Raw genomic sequence first — 18,402 nt, 5'->3', positions numbered from 1 at the left:
TCGCTTCGGGCACCCTGATGTCACTACGGAGGACACCGGCCCCTCGGCACGCTCTTGCCAATTCGCGGGTGGAGGCGGCTATGCCTTCCGGAAGCGACATCAGGGTGCCCCCCCGGGCGCTCTCCGCAGCGAAGCAAGGAAGAGCGGAGCGTCCGGGTGCGGCGGGTTCCCCTGCAGGAGCGGAGGAAGTGCATAGCTTGCCGACCCACCGAGCACCGAGAACCACAGAGACGAAAGGGCCCCACACGAGGTAATCGTGTGGGGCCCTTTGCTGTTTATTGCGCGATAGGCGAGGACGAACACCGCCGTCCGCAACTAAACCATATTCCCGGAATTAACGCTTGATAGCGTCCAGCGCCTCACGCTGAGCCTTCGCAATGCGCTTCTCAGACACCGTGTAGGCGGTACCGAGCTCCTGGGCGAAGAAGCTGACGCGCAGCTCCTCAATCATCCAGTTCACGCGGCGGAGCGCATCCGGCACGATGGTGCCTGCCGGCAGCGACTTGACCGCGTTATCGTAGGAGTCCTCAAGATCCTGCACGGTGAGCATCAGCTGGTTGTCGCGGTGCAGGTTCGGGCCGAGCTTCGTCAGGCGCACCTGGGCGGCCTTCAGGTAGCGCGGCAGGTGAACCAGCTGGTCGTAGCCGGTTTGCGCCACGAACCCGGGGTAGACCAGGTTCTCCATCTGAGCCTTCACATCGGAGACGGCGTGCATGGTCGTCAGCGAGGTGGCCTTCTTGATTGCCTTCTTCAGCGCGGTGGCTTCGGAGAGGATTTCGGCAACGAGCTTGGTGACGTCGAAGACCGTTTCGATGAGTTCGGCGCGCACGTGCTCGTAGAGCTCGCTGTATTCGGCGTGCGTGAAGATGGGCGTGTGCGGCACGAGGTGGTCGAGTGCCGCGACGGTGCAGTCGCGGATGAGTTCGTCGATGGAGCCGTGCGGGTTCTGCGTGAAGACGATTTTCTCCTTGTGGGAGAGGTGTTCGCTCACGTAGCGCACGGGCGAGGGCACCTGCAGTTGGAGCAGGCGGATGATGCCGCGGCGCTGGGCGTGGAGCTGTTCGGCTTCGGTGGGGAAGATGCGCAGTCCCACGCTGGAGCCTTCGTCGACGAGGGCGGGGTAGCCGTTGACCGCCTGGGTCGCGATGACACGCTGTACCTTGCGGGGGATGGCTCCGTCCGGGAACATGTCGGCGGGGAAGGCGGTGAGGCCGGTGACCTCGCGTACTCCGCCGGATGCACTCGCCTCGGCCTGGGCGCCCGGGTTCTTCGCGCCCTTTGCGGTACCCGGGCGAGCGGGGCCACTCGCGTTGCCAGAGCCGCCTGAGTTGCCTGATCCGCCCTGGGCGAGCGCAACCATCTTCGCCATGGCCTCGTCGGATGCACCGAGCGAGTCGGCGAGGGCGCTGCGAATCTCCTTGTGTAGCTGCTGCTGCAGGGCGCGCAGGTCTTTGCCCTCACCCAGGATTTTGTTGCGTGCGTTGCGCACCTGGAATCCCATTTTCAGGTGTTCGGGCACGGCGTCCCAGTTGAAGGCCTCGGGCTCGACAACGACGCCGCGCAGGCGGCGCAGTACGAGTGCCAGGGAGGGGATGAGCTCGTCGGTTGCGGGGGAGTAGTCCTCTTCCAGAGCGGCGCAGGCGGCGCGTGCCACGTCGGGTGCGGGCACGAAGTTGCGTCGAATCGCCTTGGGGAGCGATTTGATGAGCGCGGTGACGAGTTCGTGGCGCAGGCCGGGGATCTGCCAGCGGAACGGTTCGGGGCTCAGCTGGTTGAGGAAGAGAATCGGTACCTGCACGGCCACACCGTCGCGCTTGGCGGCTTCGGTGCGGGCGCCTCCCACACCGGCGGTGGGGGCGTATTCGTAACGCAGGTCCAGGGTGAGTTCGCCGCTGTCGGTGCGCTGCACCCACTGGCGCGGGAACTGGGAGTCGTCGTAGTCGGCGGCCTCCTCGTTGATGAGCTTCTCGGGGTTGAAATCCAGGAAGTTGTCGTCTTCGAGGCGTGCCTGCTTCCACCACTTGTCGAAGGCTCGCACATCCGTCACGTGGGCGGGGATGCGGGCATCGTAGAAGGCGAAGAGCACGGAGTCGTCCACGCGCAGGTCGCGGCGGCGCAGGCGTGCCTCAAGCTCTTCGACCTCGGCGAGGGCGCGCTGGTTGCGCAGGTAGAACTTGTGCTGGGTGTGCCACTGGCCTTCGACGAGGGCGGACTGGATGAACAGTTCGCGGGCCGCGGCGGCGTCTACGCGGGCGTACTGTACGGGGCGGTCGGCGTAGATGGTCAGGCCGAAGAGGGTGCCCTTGGCGTAGGCGACTGCCGCACCGGAGCTGAGGGACCAGTGCGGTTCGGAGTACTGCACGCTGATGAGGTGCTTGCCGACCTCTTCGATCCACTGCGGTTCGATGGCGGCGTTGGTGCGCGCCCACAGGCGGGAGGTTTCGACGAGTTCGGCGGAGAGCACCCAGTCGGGCCCCTTCTTGAACAGGCCGGAGCCGGGGAAGATTGCGAACTTGGTGCCGCGTGCGCCGAGGTATTCGCGGGGGCCGCGGGTGCGCCCCTTGGAGTCCTTCTCGCGTTCTTCCTTGACGCCCACGTGCGAGAGCAGGCCGGTGAGCAGGCTCTTGTGGATGTCTACCTCGTGCGCGGAGGCGTTGATGTCCCTGCCGCCGCTGGCGTGAATGTTGGCGGTTCGACCCATTTCGCGCAGCTGGGCGAAGAGGTCCTGCCATTCGCGGATGCGCAGGTAGTTGATGAACTCGCGGTGGCACATTTTGCGTAGCTGCGAGGAGGACAGCGCCGCCTGTTGCTCGTTGATGTAGTCCCAGAGCAGCAGGAAGGAGGAGAAATCGGAGGTGTCGTCGACGAAGCGGGCGTGCATCGCGTCGGCTTCTGCGCGCACGTCGGCGGGGCGTTCGCGCGGGTCCTGGATGGTCAGGGCGGCGGCGAGCACCATCATTTCCTTGGCGCAGCCGCGGCGGCCACCCTCGATAATCATGCGGGCCAGGCGCGGGTCCACGGGGAAGGCCGCCATGGCTCGGCCGATGGCGGTGAGGGTTGCGCTGTTGTTACCGCCTCGTCCCTTGCGGCGGGTGCGTTCGGTGAGCGCGCCGAGTTCGCGCAGCAGGTTCACGCCGTCGTTGATAGCGCGGGATGCGGGCGGCTGCACGAACGGGAAGCGGGAGATGTCGCCGGGTTCGCGCACCACGCCGATTGCGATCATCTGCAGGATGACGGCGGCGAGGTTGGTGCGCAGAATTTCGGGGTCGGTGAACTCGGGGCGCGAGTTGAAGTCTTCCTCGGAGTAGAGGCGGATGGCGATACCGTCGCTGACGCGGCCGCATCGGCCCGAACGCTGGTTGGCGCTGGCCTGCGAGATACGCTCGATGGGCAGGCGCTGAACCTTGGTGCGCGCGGAGTAGCGCGAGATGCGGGCGGTACCGGTGTCGATGACGTACTTGATGCCGGGCACGGTCAGCGAGGTTTCGGCGACGTTCGTGGCGAGCACGATGCGCGGCCGGGAACCGGGGGAGAACACGCGGTGCTGCTCGGCGAGCGAGAGGCGTGCGTACAGGGGCAGCACTTCGTAGTTCAGGCGCGGGGACTTGAGAACCATGGCCTCGATTGCGTCCTTGGCGTCGCGGATTTCGCGCTCGCCGGAGAAGAAGATGAGGATGTCGCCGGGCGCTTCCTTGGAGAGCTCCTTGATGGCGTCGAGAATCGCGTCGGTGGGGTCGCGGTCTTCGTCCACTTCCTCGTCATCCAGGTAGAGCTCGTCGCCTTCGAGGGGGCGGTAACGGATTTCGACGGGGTAGGTGCGGCCGGAGACCTCGATGATGGGCGGCGCGTCGTCGGGCAGGATTGCTTCGGCAATTTCGCGTTCTTCGTCGCTGAGGTTCTCGTCGACGATTCCCTTACCCGGCACGTAGCTGGGGGAGAAGTGGCGCGCGAAGCGCTCGGGGTCGATGGTCGCGGAGGTGATGATGACCTTCAGATCCGGGCGCTGCGGCAGGATGCGCTTGAGGTAGCCGAGGATGAAGTCGATGTTCAGGCTGCGTTCGTGCGCCTCGTCAATGATGAGGGTCGAGTAGCGGCGCAACAGCTTGTCGTTCTGAATTTCGGCGAGCAGAATACCGTCGGTCATGAGCTTGATGGCGCTGTGTTCGCCGACCTCGGAGGTGAATCGCACCTGGTAGCCGACGGTTTCGCCGATTTTCTGGCCGAGTTCTTCGGCGATGCGTTCGGCCACGGAGCGCGCGGCGAGGCGGCGCGGTTGGGTGTGGCCGATGAGGCCCTTCTCGCCCAGGCCGAGCTCGAGGCACATCTTGGGAATCTGGGTGGTCTTACCGGAGCCGGTTTCACCCGCGATGATGACGACCTGGTTGTCGCGGATCGCGTTCATGATGTCGTCGCGGCGTTCGCTGACGGGCAGCTCTTCGGGGTAGGTGATGACCTCGGGAATGAAGGGCTCGTAGCGGCGAGGGGCGGGGCGGTTCTGTTGCTGGTTACCCTTGTTACCGCCCTGCTGGTTGCCCTTGCTGTTACCCTGCTTGCGGGCGCGGCCGGTGCCGCCTCCGCGCCGATTGGAGCGGGAGGCGTTGGAGGAGTTCTTGCGGTCTACGTTGTTCTTCTGTGCACCCTTCTTTGGGGCGCCGTTCTTTACCGCGTTCTTCTCGGTGTTTTTGCCGGTGTTTTTGCCGGCGGGTTTTTCGGTGCTTTTTTCAGCGTTCTTTTCAGTGTTCTTTTCGGAGGCGCGCACTTTGGCCGCGTGGATGGCGGCGGCCATGCTCGCCATGGTGGGGGCGATTCGGGGCGCCCCGGTTTTAGGCGCGCGGGAGGTCTTATCTGCGTGATGGGTTTTCTGCTCAGACATATCCTATCCAGTGTACTCGCCCCCTTCACGGCGGGGAACGGGAGTATGCACCGGGCGAATATTGCGTCATATTTGGGCGGGTTGCACCCCTCGAGAGGGAGGGCTCGTCATCTTTGCGCGAGCGAGATCGAGCTCAAGACGTTTCAAAAAGCATCAAAATTATTAAAGAAGCCAATAAATTGGTTATTAATATTTCAAGTATGACGGATGCGAAATAAGTATCTTTTTCGGCTTTCTTTCGATACTTTCGTTCGGGTGTTACAGTGGTGTATAACACAGTAACGAAGGAGTGACTATGCCAACGCCCAAGACGTACACCTCCTCACGCACTCCAGTGTTGGACTGCTGCGAGGACGCACGCCACGAAGAAATCCACCACCGCGGCGAAGAACTGTTCCAGGCCCTCGTCCACGCGAGTCTTCGCACGCACTTTGAACGCCTGAGCTCCGCCGAAACCCTGTACCTGGTGACCGGCGACGGGGAAAGGGTACAGATTTCCCCCGAGATGTACGGCCCCATCACCTCGGTGGCGCGGGCCTTCGCCGACCGCAAGGACGTGTGCGTGGTCCGCCAGGACCGCCTCATGACCACCCAGGAGGCCGCCGACTACCTGGGGGTATCGCGACCGACCATCGTGCGACTCCTCGAGCGCGGCGAGATTCCCTTCGAACGCATCAACACGCACCGTCGCGTGGCGTTCGACGACCTGGAACGCTACCGCCTCGACCACGAGCACGTCAGCCGACGAAACCGATAGGCTGAACGCTCGATAGGCCGAGCCGAACTGAGCCGAGCGGCGTTCACGATTCGCGGCCCTAACGATAGGTAGCGAGCCGCCTACACCGTGGCGTTCAGGAAAGACAGCATCCGCTGAACAATCTCGGGGCTAAAGCAGCGAGAATCCCCGTGTTCGGCGCCCGGAACCAGCACCATATCGGTGGGTACCTGCCGCGTGCGCAGGGCCTGATACACCCGCACCGATTGCTGGTACGGCACGCACGAATCGGCGATGCCGTGCACTAGCATGATGGGTGCACACGCTCGGTCCGTAGCCTGTTCCTCAGGTTGCTTTTCACTGGAGTTTTTGCGAGAGGGCTCGCCGGCAGAGCCGCCGGCGTATACTCCGCGCGCAGGGTCCAGGGGATTCACCCGTTCCCAATTCTGCAGGGCACGCTCCCGGTCGATGCCGGGCACGCGCTCCACCCAGTCCTGTACCGGGGGTACGGGGTAATCGCATCCCAGTAGGCGCCACTCGGCGCCGTCATCGTCCGGGTGTACCAGCGAGTACCCCGCCAGGGGACGGTCGGGGAAGATGGTGCGCAGGTCGCTGACCCCGTAGAAGGGAACGGCCGCGGCAACCGCCGAGCTCACCCCCGGGTAGTTGCTGGAGGCGCGCCCCTCGTAGTACTCGTGCAGCTCGGGATTTTCGTCAGCGTAGCCGGTCGCATCGGGACCGGCGAGCGCCGCCATCATGCTCAGGTGCCCGCCGGCACTTCCTCCGGCAATCGCGATGCGCCCGGGGTCGATACCGAACTCGGCGGCGCGAGCGCGGAAGAAACGCACCGCCTCCTTCGTATCGTGCAGGTCGCCCGGGAAAATCGCCTGGTGCGAGTAGCGGTAGTTGATGGCTGCGACCGCCCAGCCCTGTTCCTGCAGGGCGCGGCGCATGAGGGTCTGCCGGTTCGTGCGCGGCCCCTCGGGGGTCATGATCTCTACATCGCGTAGGCCCCGGTTCGTGCCGAAGCGCCAGGCGCCGCCGTGCACCCAGATGAGCAGGGGAGCGGGCTCGGTACTACCGACCCCAGCGCTACCCGACTCCTCAACAGAACCGGACCCCTCGGCAGCGCGCGCGGGGTAGAAATCGTAGGCGAAGGCCTCCCGCGTGACGGGCGTTTCGGCCCCGTAGCCCGGCAGGGACAAGCCGTCGAAAAACCCCTCGGGGCGGTAAAAACCGGAGCGGTACTCGTCGACGCTCTGCGCGGCCTCGGAATTCAGCATGAATCAGCCCGTTCTTTAGGTTTCTTAGCTCTTTGGTCTCTAAATTTCTTAGGGAACCAGCACGATCTTGCCGCGCGTGTGGCCGGAGGCCATAAGCTCCTGAGCCGCGGCGGCCTCGGCGAGGGGGAAAATCTTCTCCACGTGCACCTTCAGCAGGCCCAGAGACATGAGCCGGGCGATCTCCTGCATCTGCGTACGGTCCGGGTGAGCCGTCAGCCACTGCGCCTCAAACCCGCGCTCGCGGGCCACATCCAGCGGGTCGGGATTCGTCAGCGTCACGATGCGCCCGCCGGGGACCAGTACCTCCAACGAATCGAGGAAGGTCTGCCTGCCGGTCGAGTTGAGCACCACGTCCATGGTCCGACCCAGCACCGCGCGGAAATCCTCGGTGCGGTAGTCGATGGGCTGGGCCCCCAGCGAGCGCACGAACTCGTGATTCGCGGCGGAGGCGGTCGCAAAAACCTGCGCGCCCGCCTGAATGGCCAGCTGCACGGCGAGGTGGCCGACGCCTCCGGCACCGGCGTGGATGAGCACGCGCTCGCCCTCCTTCAGGCGCGCAACCTCGAAGAGCGACTGGTACGCGGTGAGCCCGGCAAGCGGTGCGCCGCCGAGCTGGGCGCACGGAACGTCGGAGGGAACCTTGGCCAGCTGGTAGGCGGGTGCGAGGACGTACTCGGCGTACGCGCCGCCGGGGTACGGGAAGGTCACCATGCCGAAAACGCCGTCGCCGACTTTGAACCCCGTGTAGTCGCCGGCGGTGGCGACTACGGTGCCGGCCACATCCCATCCGGGCACGAAGGGTCTATAGGAGGGGTCGGCCAGCTGCGCGGCGGGGCCCAGGCCCTTGCGGGTAGTCAGGTCAATCGGGTTCACGCCCGCGGCGACCGTCTTGATGAGCACGTGACCGCGCACCGGAGAGGGGATGGGCACGTTCGCCTCGTGCAGAACGCTTTCGTCGCCCCATTCGGTGAGCTGGATTTGGCGCATGGTGGTCACGGTTTACCTCCGCTGGTGTGGTGTTGTCGTGTTTGAACGGTGTGCGCGTTTCCCTATTCTCTCAACTGCGAGGCCTCCGGAACAACAGGGGAGCGGAGGCGTCCAGCCTCTGATGCTTCTGCCCGAGATGTAACCCGAGATATAAAGCAGAAATAAAAAGGAGCCGACACCCGCTGTGCGAGCATCGGCTCCCGTGTTCCCTCTCGAATAAGAACATCGTGCCCCTGAAAGGATTCGAACCTTCGACCCCCAGTACCGGAAACTGGTGCTCTAATCCGCTGAGCTACAGAGGCAACCCCACCATGGTATCAGATAAGCGCTAGATAATACGGTCAGGCACCCGCCAATGCTTGCTAGAATAGATTCTTATGACTCCTGAAGAACTCTCCGAAGCCATTGCGCTTGCCCTTGAAGAAACCATTTCCTCCGGCCAGCTGACCCTCGTGGAGGGCGCTGAACTGCCCGCCGTCCGAGTGGAGCGTCCCAAGTCCCGTGAGCACGGCGACTGGGCCACCAACGTCGCTCTGCAGCTCGCCAAGAAGGTGGGCAAGAACCCGCGTGAGGCAGCAGCTCTTCTGGCCGAGAAGATCGGCGCCATCCCCGGCGTGGCATCCGTTGACATCGCGGGCCCCGGCTTCCTGAACATCACCCTGGACGCAGCAGCAGCAGGCGAGCTCGCCGCCACCATCGTTGAGGCGGGCGAAGCCTACGGCCGCAGCGACAAGTTCGCCGGCAAGACCATTAACCTTGAGTTCGTCTCCGCGAACCCGACCGGCCCCATCCACCTGGGCGGCACCCGCTGGGCTGCCGTCGGTGATGCGCTCGCCCGCGTCCTTGAGGCTGAGGGCGCTAACGTCGTGCGCGAGTACTACTTCAACGATCACGGCACCCAGATTGACCGCTTCGTGCGCTCCCTGATTGCCGCTGCCCGCGGTGAGGAGACCCCCGAGGACGGCTACGCTGGCGCGTACATTGTCGACATTAAGGACCAGATTCTGGCTCAGCGCCCCGATGCGCTTGAGGCTGAGAACCCCGAAGAGATTTTCCGCGAGATCGGTACTCACCTGATGTTCGATCAGATTAAGGAGTCCCTGGCGGCATTCGGTACCCACTTCGACGTGTTCTTCCACGAGAACTCCGTGTTCGAGGGCGGCAAGGTGGATGCCCTGCTCGAGACCATGCGCGAGAACGGTCAGCTCTTCGAGGCTGACGGCGCATGGTGGATGCGCACCACCGACTACGGCGACGACAAGGACCGCGTGGTCATCAAGTCCGACGGCAACCACGCCTACGTGGCGGGCGATATCGCCTACTACCAGGACAAGATGACCCGTGCCGAGAACCCCGCCGACGTGGCGATTTACATGCTCGGCGCTGACCACAACGGCTACGTGGGCCGTCTGAAGGCCATCGCCCAGATTCTTGGCTACCGCGCAGACCAGATTGAGGTCATGATTGGTCAGCTGGTGAACCTGGTCAAGGACGGCAAGCCCGTCCGCATGTCCAAGCGTGCCGGCACCGTGGTCACCCTCGAGGACCTGGTCGAGGCCGTGGGTGTTGACGCGGCCCGCTACGAGCTGACCCGCTACTCGGTGGACACCCCCATCGACATTGACCTGGGCCTGCTGACCTCCAAGAGCAACGAGAACCCGGTCTACTACGTACAGTACGCTCACGCACGCACCGCCGCCGTGGCACGCAACGCCGCGGAGGCCGGCGTGAAGATTGAGGACGGCGTGGACACCTCCCTGCTCGACTCCGCCGCTGACGGTGAGCTGCTGGCTGTGCTCGGCCAGTTCCCCGCCGCCGTGCGCGACGCCGCGAAGTTCTACGAGCCGCACCGCGTGAACCGCTACCTGGAGCAGCTCGCTTCGGCGTACCACAGCTGGTACGGCGTCTCCCGCGTGGCCCCCAAGGCCGACGAGGAGGTCACCGACCTGCACCGCACCCGCCTGTTGCTGAATAACGCGGCACAGCAGGTGCTGGCGAACGGCCTGAACCTGCTGGGCGTGAGCGCACCCGAGCGCATGTAATACCCCTCGATTCAACCCCCGACCCGGTGCTACCGGGGCGGGGGTTGAACGTATGCCGCCGCCGGTGGCTTCATTGCCCAACCCGGCACAGTGCACAGATATTGAAACTGCACAGACTTTGTCCCGCCGCTACACTGCGTCCCCTAACGCTGAACCCCGGCGCAGTAGCGCACCCGAGCGCATGAGAAAGAGACACGATGAGCGAAGCCCGTTCCCTCTACCGCCCCGAATGGCTGACCCAGCCTGAGAACCCCGCCGACCTGTCCCGAAGCATCTGGACCGATTCCTTCACCCGCAATGCGGAGGGTGAGCTCTGCATCGACGGTGTGACCGTCAGCGAGCTGGCCGCCGAGCACGGCACCCCGCAGTACGTTTTCTCCGAGACCACCTTCCGCGCCCGTGCCCGCGCTTACCGCACCGCTTTTGAGCAGGCTTTCGCCAAGCATGGCGCGCAGGTGAGCGTCTACTACGCCGGCAAGTCCTTCCTCTCCACCGCGGCCGTTCGCTGGGTTCGTGAGGAGGGCCTGTGCCTGGATACCGCCTCCGGTGGCGAGCTGGCGCTGGCGCTGCGCGGCGGCATGCCCGGCGAGCGCATCGCCCTGCACGGCAACAATAAGTCTGAGGCCGAAATCGCCCGCGCGATTCGTAGCGGCCTGGGCCGCGTGGTGGCCGATTCGGTGGACGAAATCAAGCTGATTGAGCGGGTGTACGCCGAGCTGGCCGCAGAGCGCGTGGCGGAGGGCGAGGAGCCCTACCCGCCCGTTCCGGTGCTGATTCGCATCACCCCGGGCGTGCACGCCTCCACCCACGAGTCGATCGCGACCGCGCACGAGGACCAGAAGTTCGGCATGTCCCTGCAACCCGGTACCGCTGCGCTGGCCGGCCTGGACGAGGCAGAGCTGGAGCACTGGGGCGTGGAGGCCTCCGACTCCTACGCCGCGCTGGCGGCCGCAATCCTGAACGCGACCGACTCCCTGGATTTCCGCGGTATTCACTGCCACATCGGTTCGCAGATTTTTGAGGCGGAGGGCTTCGAGCAGGCGGCAACCACCGCCCTGGAGTTCATGAACCGCCTCAACCGTGACCTGGGCGTGACCCTGCCGGAGCTGGACCTGGGCGGCGGCTACGGCATCGCCTACACCGAGGCCGATCGTCCCCGCTCCATCGCCGAGGTGACCGAATCCATCGCCGCTTCGGTCGCGGCCACCTGCGAGCGCCTGGGCATGGCGATTCCGCACATGTCCTTCGAGCCGGGCCGTTCGATTTCGGGCCCCTCGGGTGCGACCCTGTACACGGTGGGCACCATCAAGAACGTGAGCATTGAAGACGAGAACGGTGAGATTCGCGTGCGCCGTTACGTCTCGGTGGACGGCGGCATGAGTGATAACGCCCGCCCGGTGCTGTACGAATCGGACTATTCGGCAACCCTGGCGAACCGTGCCCCGGCGGGGGAGCAGCTGCTCTGCCGCGTGGTGGGCAAGCACTGCGAATCCGGCGATATTGTGGTGCGCTACTGCTACCTGCCGGCCGACCTGCAGGCGGGCGATATTCTGGCGGTTCCGGCGACGGGCGCGTACTGCTACGTGCTGGGCTCGAACTACAACTTCCTGACCCGCCCGCCGGTGATTGCGACCGCCGAGGGGCGTCCCTCCCGCGTGATGATTCGCCGCCAGAGCGAGGACGACATGCTCGCCCTGGATATGGGGTCGGACATCTAAGCGTCCCCACGAGCCGGAGCCTTGCGGCGCCCCTGATGCGGGGCTCCTGAGGCTGCGTTCGCGAGAGACCTTCCGCCTTTGCGGCCCCGCGCAGGACAAGCCCGCGCGCCGAGCTGCCTTCGGGCGGGCCGCATCCGGCTGTGAGGGATGCCTCATCTCAGAGAATAAAAGTCGCAGCTTGAGGCCGATGGCTTCATCCCGCCTCTTGATAAAGTGGTGTTGAGTGCGTGCTCCGCGAAGCGCGCCGCACCGTAGCCCGAAGAGACCCCGGGGAACGCCCCGGAACGACCGTAGAAAGAGACTATCGTGGCTGACAAAATCAAAGTTGCCCTGCTGGGTGCCGGTAACGTCGGTTCCCAGGCGGCACGCATCCTGGTAGAGGATAACGCCGTCCTTGAGAAGCGCATTGGTGCGCCCGTCGAGCTGATCGGCATTGCCGTGCGTGATACTCAGGCAACTCGCCACTGGAATGCCGACCCCTCGCTGTACACCACCGACGCCGAAGCTTTGATTGACGCCGCCGACGTGGTGATCGAGCTGACCGGCGGCATCGAGCCGGCCCGCACCCGCATCCTGCGCGCGCTGAACGCCGGCAAGTCCGTCGTTTCGGGCAACAAGGCCCTGCTGGCCAAGCACGGCGTGGAGCTGCAGGCCGCCGCCGATGCATCCGGCGCGCAGCTGTCCTACGAGGCCGCCGTGGCCGGTGCGATTCCGATTCTGCGCCCGCTGCGCGACTCCCTGGCCGGTGACCGCGTGACCCGCGTTCTGGGCATCATGAACGGCACCACCAACTACATTCTTGATCAGATGGATACCACCGGCGCCTCCTTCTCAGATGCGCTGGCCGACGCCCAGAAGCTGGGCTACGCCGAGGCCGACCCCACCGCCGACGTTGAGGGCCTCGACGCCGCTTCGAAGGCCGCTATTGTTGCCTCGCTGGCGTTCCACTCGGACTTCACGATTGATGACGTGCACACCGAGGGCATTACCGCCATCACCGCCGATGACGTTGCGGCCGCGGACGCCGACGGCTACGTCATCAAGCTGCTGGCTATCTGCGAGCGCGAGGGTGAAGACGGTGTGAACATTCGCGTGAACCCGACCCTGATTCCGCGCCAGCACCCGCTGGCCGGCGTGCACGGTGCGTTCAACGCCGTGTTCGTCGAGGCTGAGAACGCCGGTGAGCTGATGTTCTACGGTCCCGGTGCGGGTGGCGCTCCTACTGCTTCGGCTGTTCTGGGTGACTTCGTGTCCCTGGCTCGTCGCCTCGTGCTGGGCGGCCCCGGTGTTCCCGAGACCTCCCACGCTCAACTGCACGCAACCAGCCTGGACAACGTGATTTCTCGCTACTCGGTGGGCGTTCTGGTGGAGGACCGTCTGGGTGTTCTGGCGAACATTACCCGCATCCTGGCCGAGCACGGCATTTCGGTGGATTCGCTGCGTCAGTCCGCCCCGAAGGAGGGTGTGGCTCAGATTCGCATGGTGACCCACTCCGCGAAGGACTCCGACCTGCGCCGCGCCATCGCCGTGATTGACGCGCTCGATACGGTGCGTGAGGTGAACTCCGTGATTCGCGTGGAGTCCGAGAAGCACTAGGTGCACGTCGAGAGACTATCCAATCCCGCGGCCTGATGCGCCGCACTAAACCTGCGAGGGCAACCCGCGAGGCCCCTCGCTCACTGACGAACCCGCGTACCCGCTACCGGGGTCACAGGACCCCGACGGGCGGTGCGCCTCAAGATTAAAGGAGAAGCCAATGGCACACGTGTGGCAGGGCGTTATCAAGGAATACCGTGACCGTCTGCCCTTCGGTGAGGACGTTCAGGTCGTGACTCTGGGTGAGGGTGGTACCCCGCTGATTCACGCCCCGGCGCTGTCCGCCGAGACCGGCAACACCGTTTACCTGAAGTTCGAGGGTATGAACCCGACCGGTTCCTTCAAGGACCGCGGCATGACCAGCGCCATGACCGCCGCTAAGCGTGACGGTGCGAAGGCTGTTGTGTGTGCTTCGACCGGTAACACTTCCGCTTCCGCCGCAGCCTACGCGCTGCAGGCCGGCCTGCGCTGTGCCGTGCTGGTTCCGGACGGCAAGATTTCTATGGGTAAGCTCTCCCAGGCGATTGCTCACGGTGCCGACATCATTCAGATTGACGGCAACTTCGACAACTGCCTTGAGATTGCTCGCAAGCTCAGCGAGAACTACCCCGTGTTCCTGGTGAACTCGGTGAACCCCTACCGTATCGAGGGTCAGAAGACCGGTTCCTTTGAGGTTGTTGACACCCTGGGTGACGCCCCCGATTACCACCTGCTGCCGGTTGGCAACGCCGGTAACATCACCGCGTACTGGAAGGGCTACAAGGAGTACTCCGAGCCCTACACCAACCGTGACGGCGAGGTGCTGGAGCCCGTGGCCACCAAGCGCCCGATCATGTGGGGCTTCCAGGCCGCCGGTGCCGCCCCGATCGTGGCGGGTCACCCCATCGAGAACCCCGAGACCATCGCAACTGCGATTCGCATCGGTAACCCCGCTTCGTGGGAGAAGGCCGAGGCAGCCCGCGACGAGTCCGGCGGCGTGATTGAGGCCGTGACCGACGAGGAGATTCTGGAGGCGCACCGCTGGCTGTCCTCGCGCGAGGGCGTGTTCGTGGAGCCTGCTTCGGCCGCCGGTGTGGCGGGTCTGCTGAAGAAGCACCGCGCGGGTGAGGCACCCGAGGGTAAGACCATCGTCATCACCGTGACCGGCCACGGCCTGAAGGACCCGCAGTGGGCCCTGGAGGCCGTGAACGGCGTGAAGGTCGAGCCGACCAAGGCTCCCTTCGACGTGGTTGCTGTGGCAAATATTCTCGATTTGCACTAGCCTAGTCGTACTACGAGGTGCACTCCGTCCCGGTTTTCGGGGCGGGGTGCACCTGCATGATGGCGGGTCTCCGTACCCCGTCACCACCCATTGTTATGGCGGATGTGCGGATTATCAGCATCCCGCTCGCTCACTCCGTCACCGATCGCGAGGTACCTCTTCACATGTCTTCCCTGAACCTTTCTGATATTCCCGTGGGCGCATCCGTCACCGTGCGCGTGCCCGCCACGAGCGCCAATCTGGGTCCCGGCTACGACAGCCTGGGCCTGGGCCTGGGATTCTACGATGAGCTGAGGGTTGAGCGCATCGAGTCCGGCCTGGAATTTGAGCTGACGGGTGAGGGTAGCGCCGAGGTTCCGCGCAACGAAAACCACCTGGTGGTTCGCGCCATGAAGGCGGCTTTTGAGGCGGCCGGCCTGGAGGATCTACCCCCGCTGAAGCTGATTGCGGATAACAAGATTCCGCACTCGCGCGGCATGGGCTCTTCGGCCTCCGCGATTGTTGCCGGCGTGGCGGCCGCCAGCGCGCTGCTGCCCGAGGAGCACCGCCTGGACCGCGAGCGTATGCTGCAGGTCGCCTCCGATATGGAGGGTCACCCCGATAACGTGGCTCCGGCGATTTACGGTAACCTCTCGGTGTCCTGGGGACAGCTGGGGGAGTGGCATTCCCTGATTATTCCGGTGCACCCGCAGGTGCGTCCGGTCGTGGCCGTGCCCGACTACGAGGTGTCCACGAAGCTGGCCCGTTCCCTGATTCCCGCGGAGATTCCTCACGCTCGGGCCGCCGCCAATTCGGCGCGTTCCGCGCTGCTGGTGCGTTCGCTCTCGGATGCTCCCGAGTACCTGATGGATGCGACGGTGGACTACCTGCATCAGGGCTACCGTGTTCCCGCCATGGAGCCGTCGGCCGCCCTGGTTGCCTTCCTGCGCGAGCGCGGCCTGGCCGCCGTGATTTCGGGTGCTGGCCCGACCGTCCTGACCTTCGCCCGCGGTGATGAGCAGGTGCAGCAGGCCGCCGAGGCTATTGCCGAGTTCGAGGCGCAGAGCCCCGCGAGCGAGGTGGAGGACCGTCGTCTGAAGTGGCGCGTGCTCCCTCTTGAAATTGATACTGAAGGTGTTATAGTTACTCAGTAGGACGTGTAACGTCCTATCGCGGGTTCTATCCGCCGTTCGACGACGACCGTAATTGACGCTTCCTCGCGGGTACGTTCTGTACCTCACCCCGTTTCGCCCCTTTCCGGACCTTGTACCCGGTTGGGCCTCGGAGGGGAGCTTACCTTCTACAATGCCTCACCCGCAGGGTGCCGACGTGAAGGTACGGTCTCGGTCACGGCGATTGAACCCTCCCGACCGTTCATTCTTGACCCGCCGGCCCCAGGTGCGGGTCCGATGAATGAGGGATGCACGCATAATGATAGAGCGCCTTATCTTCCGTGTGTGCTCGCCGTGTCTGAATCGGCGGGTACGGTAAGAGACGCGAACCGCCTCCAGCGCGGTTCGAGGGAGTCGAAGGTGCAGGTCGCCGCGTTCTGCGGCGGCGCAGGAACCTTTGACCGCGCTATAGCGCCCGCCCGATCTTTATTCTGAAGATTTTCAGGGCTTACAACCAAAGGAATTGTAGTTGGCAAAAAATATTGTTGTCACCGATGAGTTCGGCACGGCATCGACCGCGCCGGAACTGGCAAATTTGAAGGTCGCGCAGCTGCGCGTCCTGGCTCAGCAGCTGGGTATTCGTGGCTACCTGAAGCTGAAGAAGGCGGAGCTGGTTCAGGCTCTGGAGGAGCACCAGCGTGGTGGCGCCGTAGCTGCCCCGGCCGCTCCGAAGGCCGAGACCCCCGCCGAGAAGACTTCCGAAAAGCCCACCGCGAAGGCCGAGGAGAAGGCCGCCGAGGCCTCCGCTGAGGCTCCCGCCGAGGGTGAGAAGGACTCCGAGCCTGTTCAGAAGACTCGCCGTACCCGCCGTACCCGCGTCCAGAAGGACGCTGAGGCACAGGCCGAGAAGGCAGAAAAGAGCGAGTCCGAGGGCTCCGAAAAGTCTGAGAAGTCCGAGAAGCGCACCCGCTCTTCGCGTTATGAGACCCCCGCTCAGAAGCGTGCTCGCGCTCGCCGCGCCGCCGAGGGTCAGGATGCCCCCGAGGCCTCCGAGAAGGTGGAGAAGGGCGAAAAGTCTGAGAAGTCCGAGAAGCGCACCCGCCGTAGCCGCAAGGACGAGAAGCCCGCAGAGCTTCCCCCGCTGGATGTGCGCGCCGAGCTGGCCGCGGAGCGTATCTCTGAGCGTTCCGAGCCGGGCGATTCGGCTCCGAACTCCTCCGAGCTGAAAGCATCCACCGCCGATGGCACCGCAAGCCTGGACAGCCTGAACGCCGCCCTGGACATGACCTTCGGCGCCGTTGACGGCGAGAAGAGCTCCAAGCGCACCCGCACCCGCGAGCGTCGCCGCGATCAGGACGGCGAACGCACCGAACGCGCAGAGCGTACCGAGCGCCGTTCCAAGCGTGACCGTCAGGCCGAGCGCGCAGAGCGTGCCGAGCGTAAGAACTCCGAGCGTACCGAGCGCCGTTCCAAGCGTGACCGTCAGGCCGAGCGCACCGAGAAGCAGGCTCGCCGCCGCGAGGAGAACGAGCCCCGCCTGAACGAAGACGATGTGCTGGCACCGATTTCGGGTGTGCTGGACATCCTCGATAACTACGCATTCGTGCGCACCACCGGCTACCTGCCGGGCACCAACGATGTGTACGTCTCCCTGGCCCAGGTGAAGAAGTACAACCTGCGTAAGGGCGACCACGTGCTCGGCGCGATTCGCGTGCCGCGCGAGGGTGAGCCGAACAGCCGCCAGCGCTTCAACGCGCTGGTTCAGGTTGAGGCGATTAACGGTCAGAGCGTTGAAGAGGCCGCTAACCGCCGCGTGTTCTCCAAGCTGACCCCGCTCTACCCCAAGGAGCGTCTGCGCCTGGAGACCACTCCGAAGAAGCTGGGTACCCGCGTGGTGGACCTGGTGTCCCCGATTGGTAAGGGTCAGCGTGGTCTGATCGTCTCGCCGCCGAAGGCCGGTAAGACCCTCATGCTGCAGTCCATCGCGAACGCGATTACCGTGAACAACCCGGACGTGTACCTGATGATGGTCCTGGTGGACGAGCGTCCTGAAGAAGTGACCGACATGCAGCGCACCGTCAAGGGCGAGGTTATCGCCTCGACCTTCGACCGCCCCGCCGAGGACCACACCACGGTTGCCGAGCTGGCTATTGAGCGCGCTAAGCGCATGGTGGAGCTGGGCTACGACGTGGTCGTGCTGCTGGACTCCATGACCCGCCTGGGCCGCGCCTACAACCTGGCCGCACCCGCCTCGGGCCGCATCCTCTCCGGTGGTGTGGATTCCGCCGCGCTGTACCCGCCGAAGAAGTTCTTCGGTGCCGCCCGCAACATCGAAGAGGGCGGTTCGCTGACCATTCTGGCTACCGCCCTGGTCGAGACCGGCTCGAAGATGGACGAAGTGATCTTCGAAGAGTTCAAGGGCACCGGTAACATGGAGCTACGTCTGTCCCGCCAGTTGGCCGACAAGCGTATCTTCCCGGCCGTGGACATCAACGCCTCCGGTACTCGCCGCGAAGAGAACCTGCTCTCCCCGGACGAAATCAAGATCATGTGGGGTCTGCGCCGTGCCCTGGCCGGCATGGAGCCCGAGCAGGCCCTGGGCGTTCTGACCAACCAGCTACGCAAGACCGAAAGCAACGTGGAGTTCCTGCTCACGGTGCAGAAGAACGGCCTGCGCCTGGTCGACTAAGACCCGTGTTTCACGCGCCCCACCCCGGTACGACGGTGGGGCGCGTGAGGCGTTCACCCGTGCCTCCCAGCGAGGCGCCCCGTCAGGGGAGTGACGAATTCTAGTGCCCGCCCGTGCGGCGTAAAGTGCGGGAGATGGAAGAGAGAA

10 protein-coding genes and 1 tRNA gene are annotated in these 18,402 nt (G+C 64.7%); 7 read left to right on the top strand and 4 right to left on the bottom strand.

The genetic code is table 11. The features are described 5' to 3' along the window. Positions 1-334 precede the first annotated feature (334 nt). A complete protein-coding gene (gene hrpA, locus HMPREF2874_RS04310) occupies positions 335-4,873 on the bottom strand; it encodes an ATP-dependent RNA helicase HrpA (protein ID WP_070649061.1) in 4,539 nt (1,512 codons plus the stop codon). 295 nt (positions 4,874-5,168) lie between these two features. On the opposite strand from hrpA, the gene HMPREF2874_RS04305 reads away from it, so the two are divergent. After that, positions 5,169-5,630, top strand: a complete 462-nt coding sequence (locus HMPREF2874_RS04305) for a helix-turn-helix domain-containing protein (protein WP_070649060.1) — start codon at positions 5,169-5,171, stop codon at positions 5,628-5,630. Between the two features lie 80 nt (positions 5,631-5,710). Here HMPREF2874_RS04305 and HMPREF2874_RS04300 read toward each other — a convergent pair whose 3' ends face one another. The 3 genes from HMPREF2874_RS04300 to HMPREF2874_RS04290 form a co-directional block, all read right to left on the bottom strand. Then, on the bottom strand, positions 5,711-6,871 hold the full coding sequence (locus HMPREF2874_RS04300; protein ID WP_070649059.1) for an alpha/beta hydrolase: 1,161 nt from the start codon (positions 6,869-6,871) through the stop codon (positions 5,711-5,713). A 48-nt stretch (positions 6,872-6,919) separates the two neighbouring features. Beyond that, positions 6,920-7,858: an NADP-dependent oxidoreductase gene (locus HMPREF2874_RS09595; protein WP_305793938.1), complete on the bottom strand. Its 939-nt coding sequence runs from the start codon at positions 7,856-7,858 to the stop codon at positions 6,920-6,922. A gap of 228 nt (positions 7,859-8,086) precedes the next feature. Next, positions 8,087-8,160 (bottom strand) — tRNA-Arg (locus HMPREF2874_RS04290). Between the two features lie 75 nt (positions 8,161-8,235). Here HMPREF2874_RS04290 and argS point away from each other — a divergent pair. From argS to rho, 6 genes are all read left to right on the top strand, one after another. Beyond that, positions 8,236-9,900, top strand: a complete 1,665-nt coding sequence (gene argS / locus HMPREF2874_RS04285) for an arginine--tRNA ligase (RefSeq protein WP_049333701.1) — start codon at positions 8,236-8,238, stop codon at positions 9,898-9,900. Between the two features lie 197 nt (positions 9,901-10,097). Next, positions 10,098-11,618 (top strand): diaminopimelate decarboxylase family protein, encoded by a 1,521-nt coding sequence (locus HMPREF2874_RS04280; protein ID WP_070649057.1) that lies wholly within the window; start codon positions 10,098-10,100, stop codon positions 11,616-11,618. Positions 11,619-11,924: 306 nt separating this feature from the next. Beyond that, positions 11,925-13,214 (top strand): homoserine dehydrogenase, encoded by a 1,290-nt coding sequence (locus HMPREF2874_RS04275; RefSeq protein WP_070649056.1) that lies wholly within the window; start codon positions 11,925-11,927, stop codon positions 13,212-13,214. 160 nt (positions 13,215-13,374) lie between these two features. Then, positions 13,375-14,475 (top strand): threonine synthase, encoded by a 1,101-nt coding sequence (thrC, locus tag HMPREF2874_RS04270; RefSeq protein ID WP_049343660.1) that lies wholly within the window; start codon positions 13,375-13,377, stop codon positions 14,473-14,475. Between the two features lie 164 nt (positions 14,476-14,639). Further along, the gene (thrB, locus tag HMPREF2874_RS04265; protein WP_070649112.1) at positions 14,640-15,608 is read left to right on the top strand and encodes a homoserine kinase; all 969 of its coding nucleotides are present in this window, start codon (positions 14,640-14,642) and stop codon (positions 15,606-15,608) included. 487 nt (positions 15,609-16,095) lie between these two features. Then, positions 16,096-18,255 (top strand): transcription termination factor Rho, encoded by a 2,160-nt coding sequence (rho, locus tag HMPREF2874_RS04260; protein WP_070649055.1) that lies wholly within the window; start codon positions 16,096-16,098, stop codon positions 18,253-18,255. Positions 18,256-18,402: the final 147 nt, after the last annotated feature.

It is taken from the genome of Rothia sp. HMSC068F09 (assembly GCF_001812775.1).
Taxonomy (GTDB): Bacteria; Actinomycetota; Actinomycetes; order Actinomycetales; family Micrococcaceae; genus Rothia; species Rothia mucilaginosa_A.
This window is presented reverse-complemented; position numbering and strand designations above follow the sequence as displayed.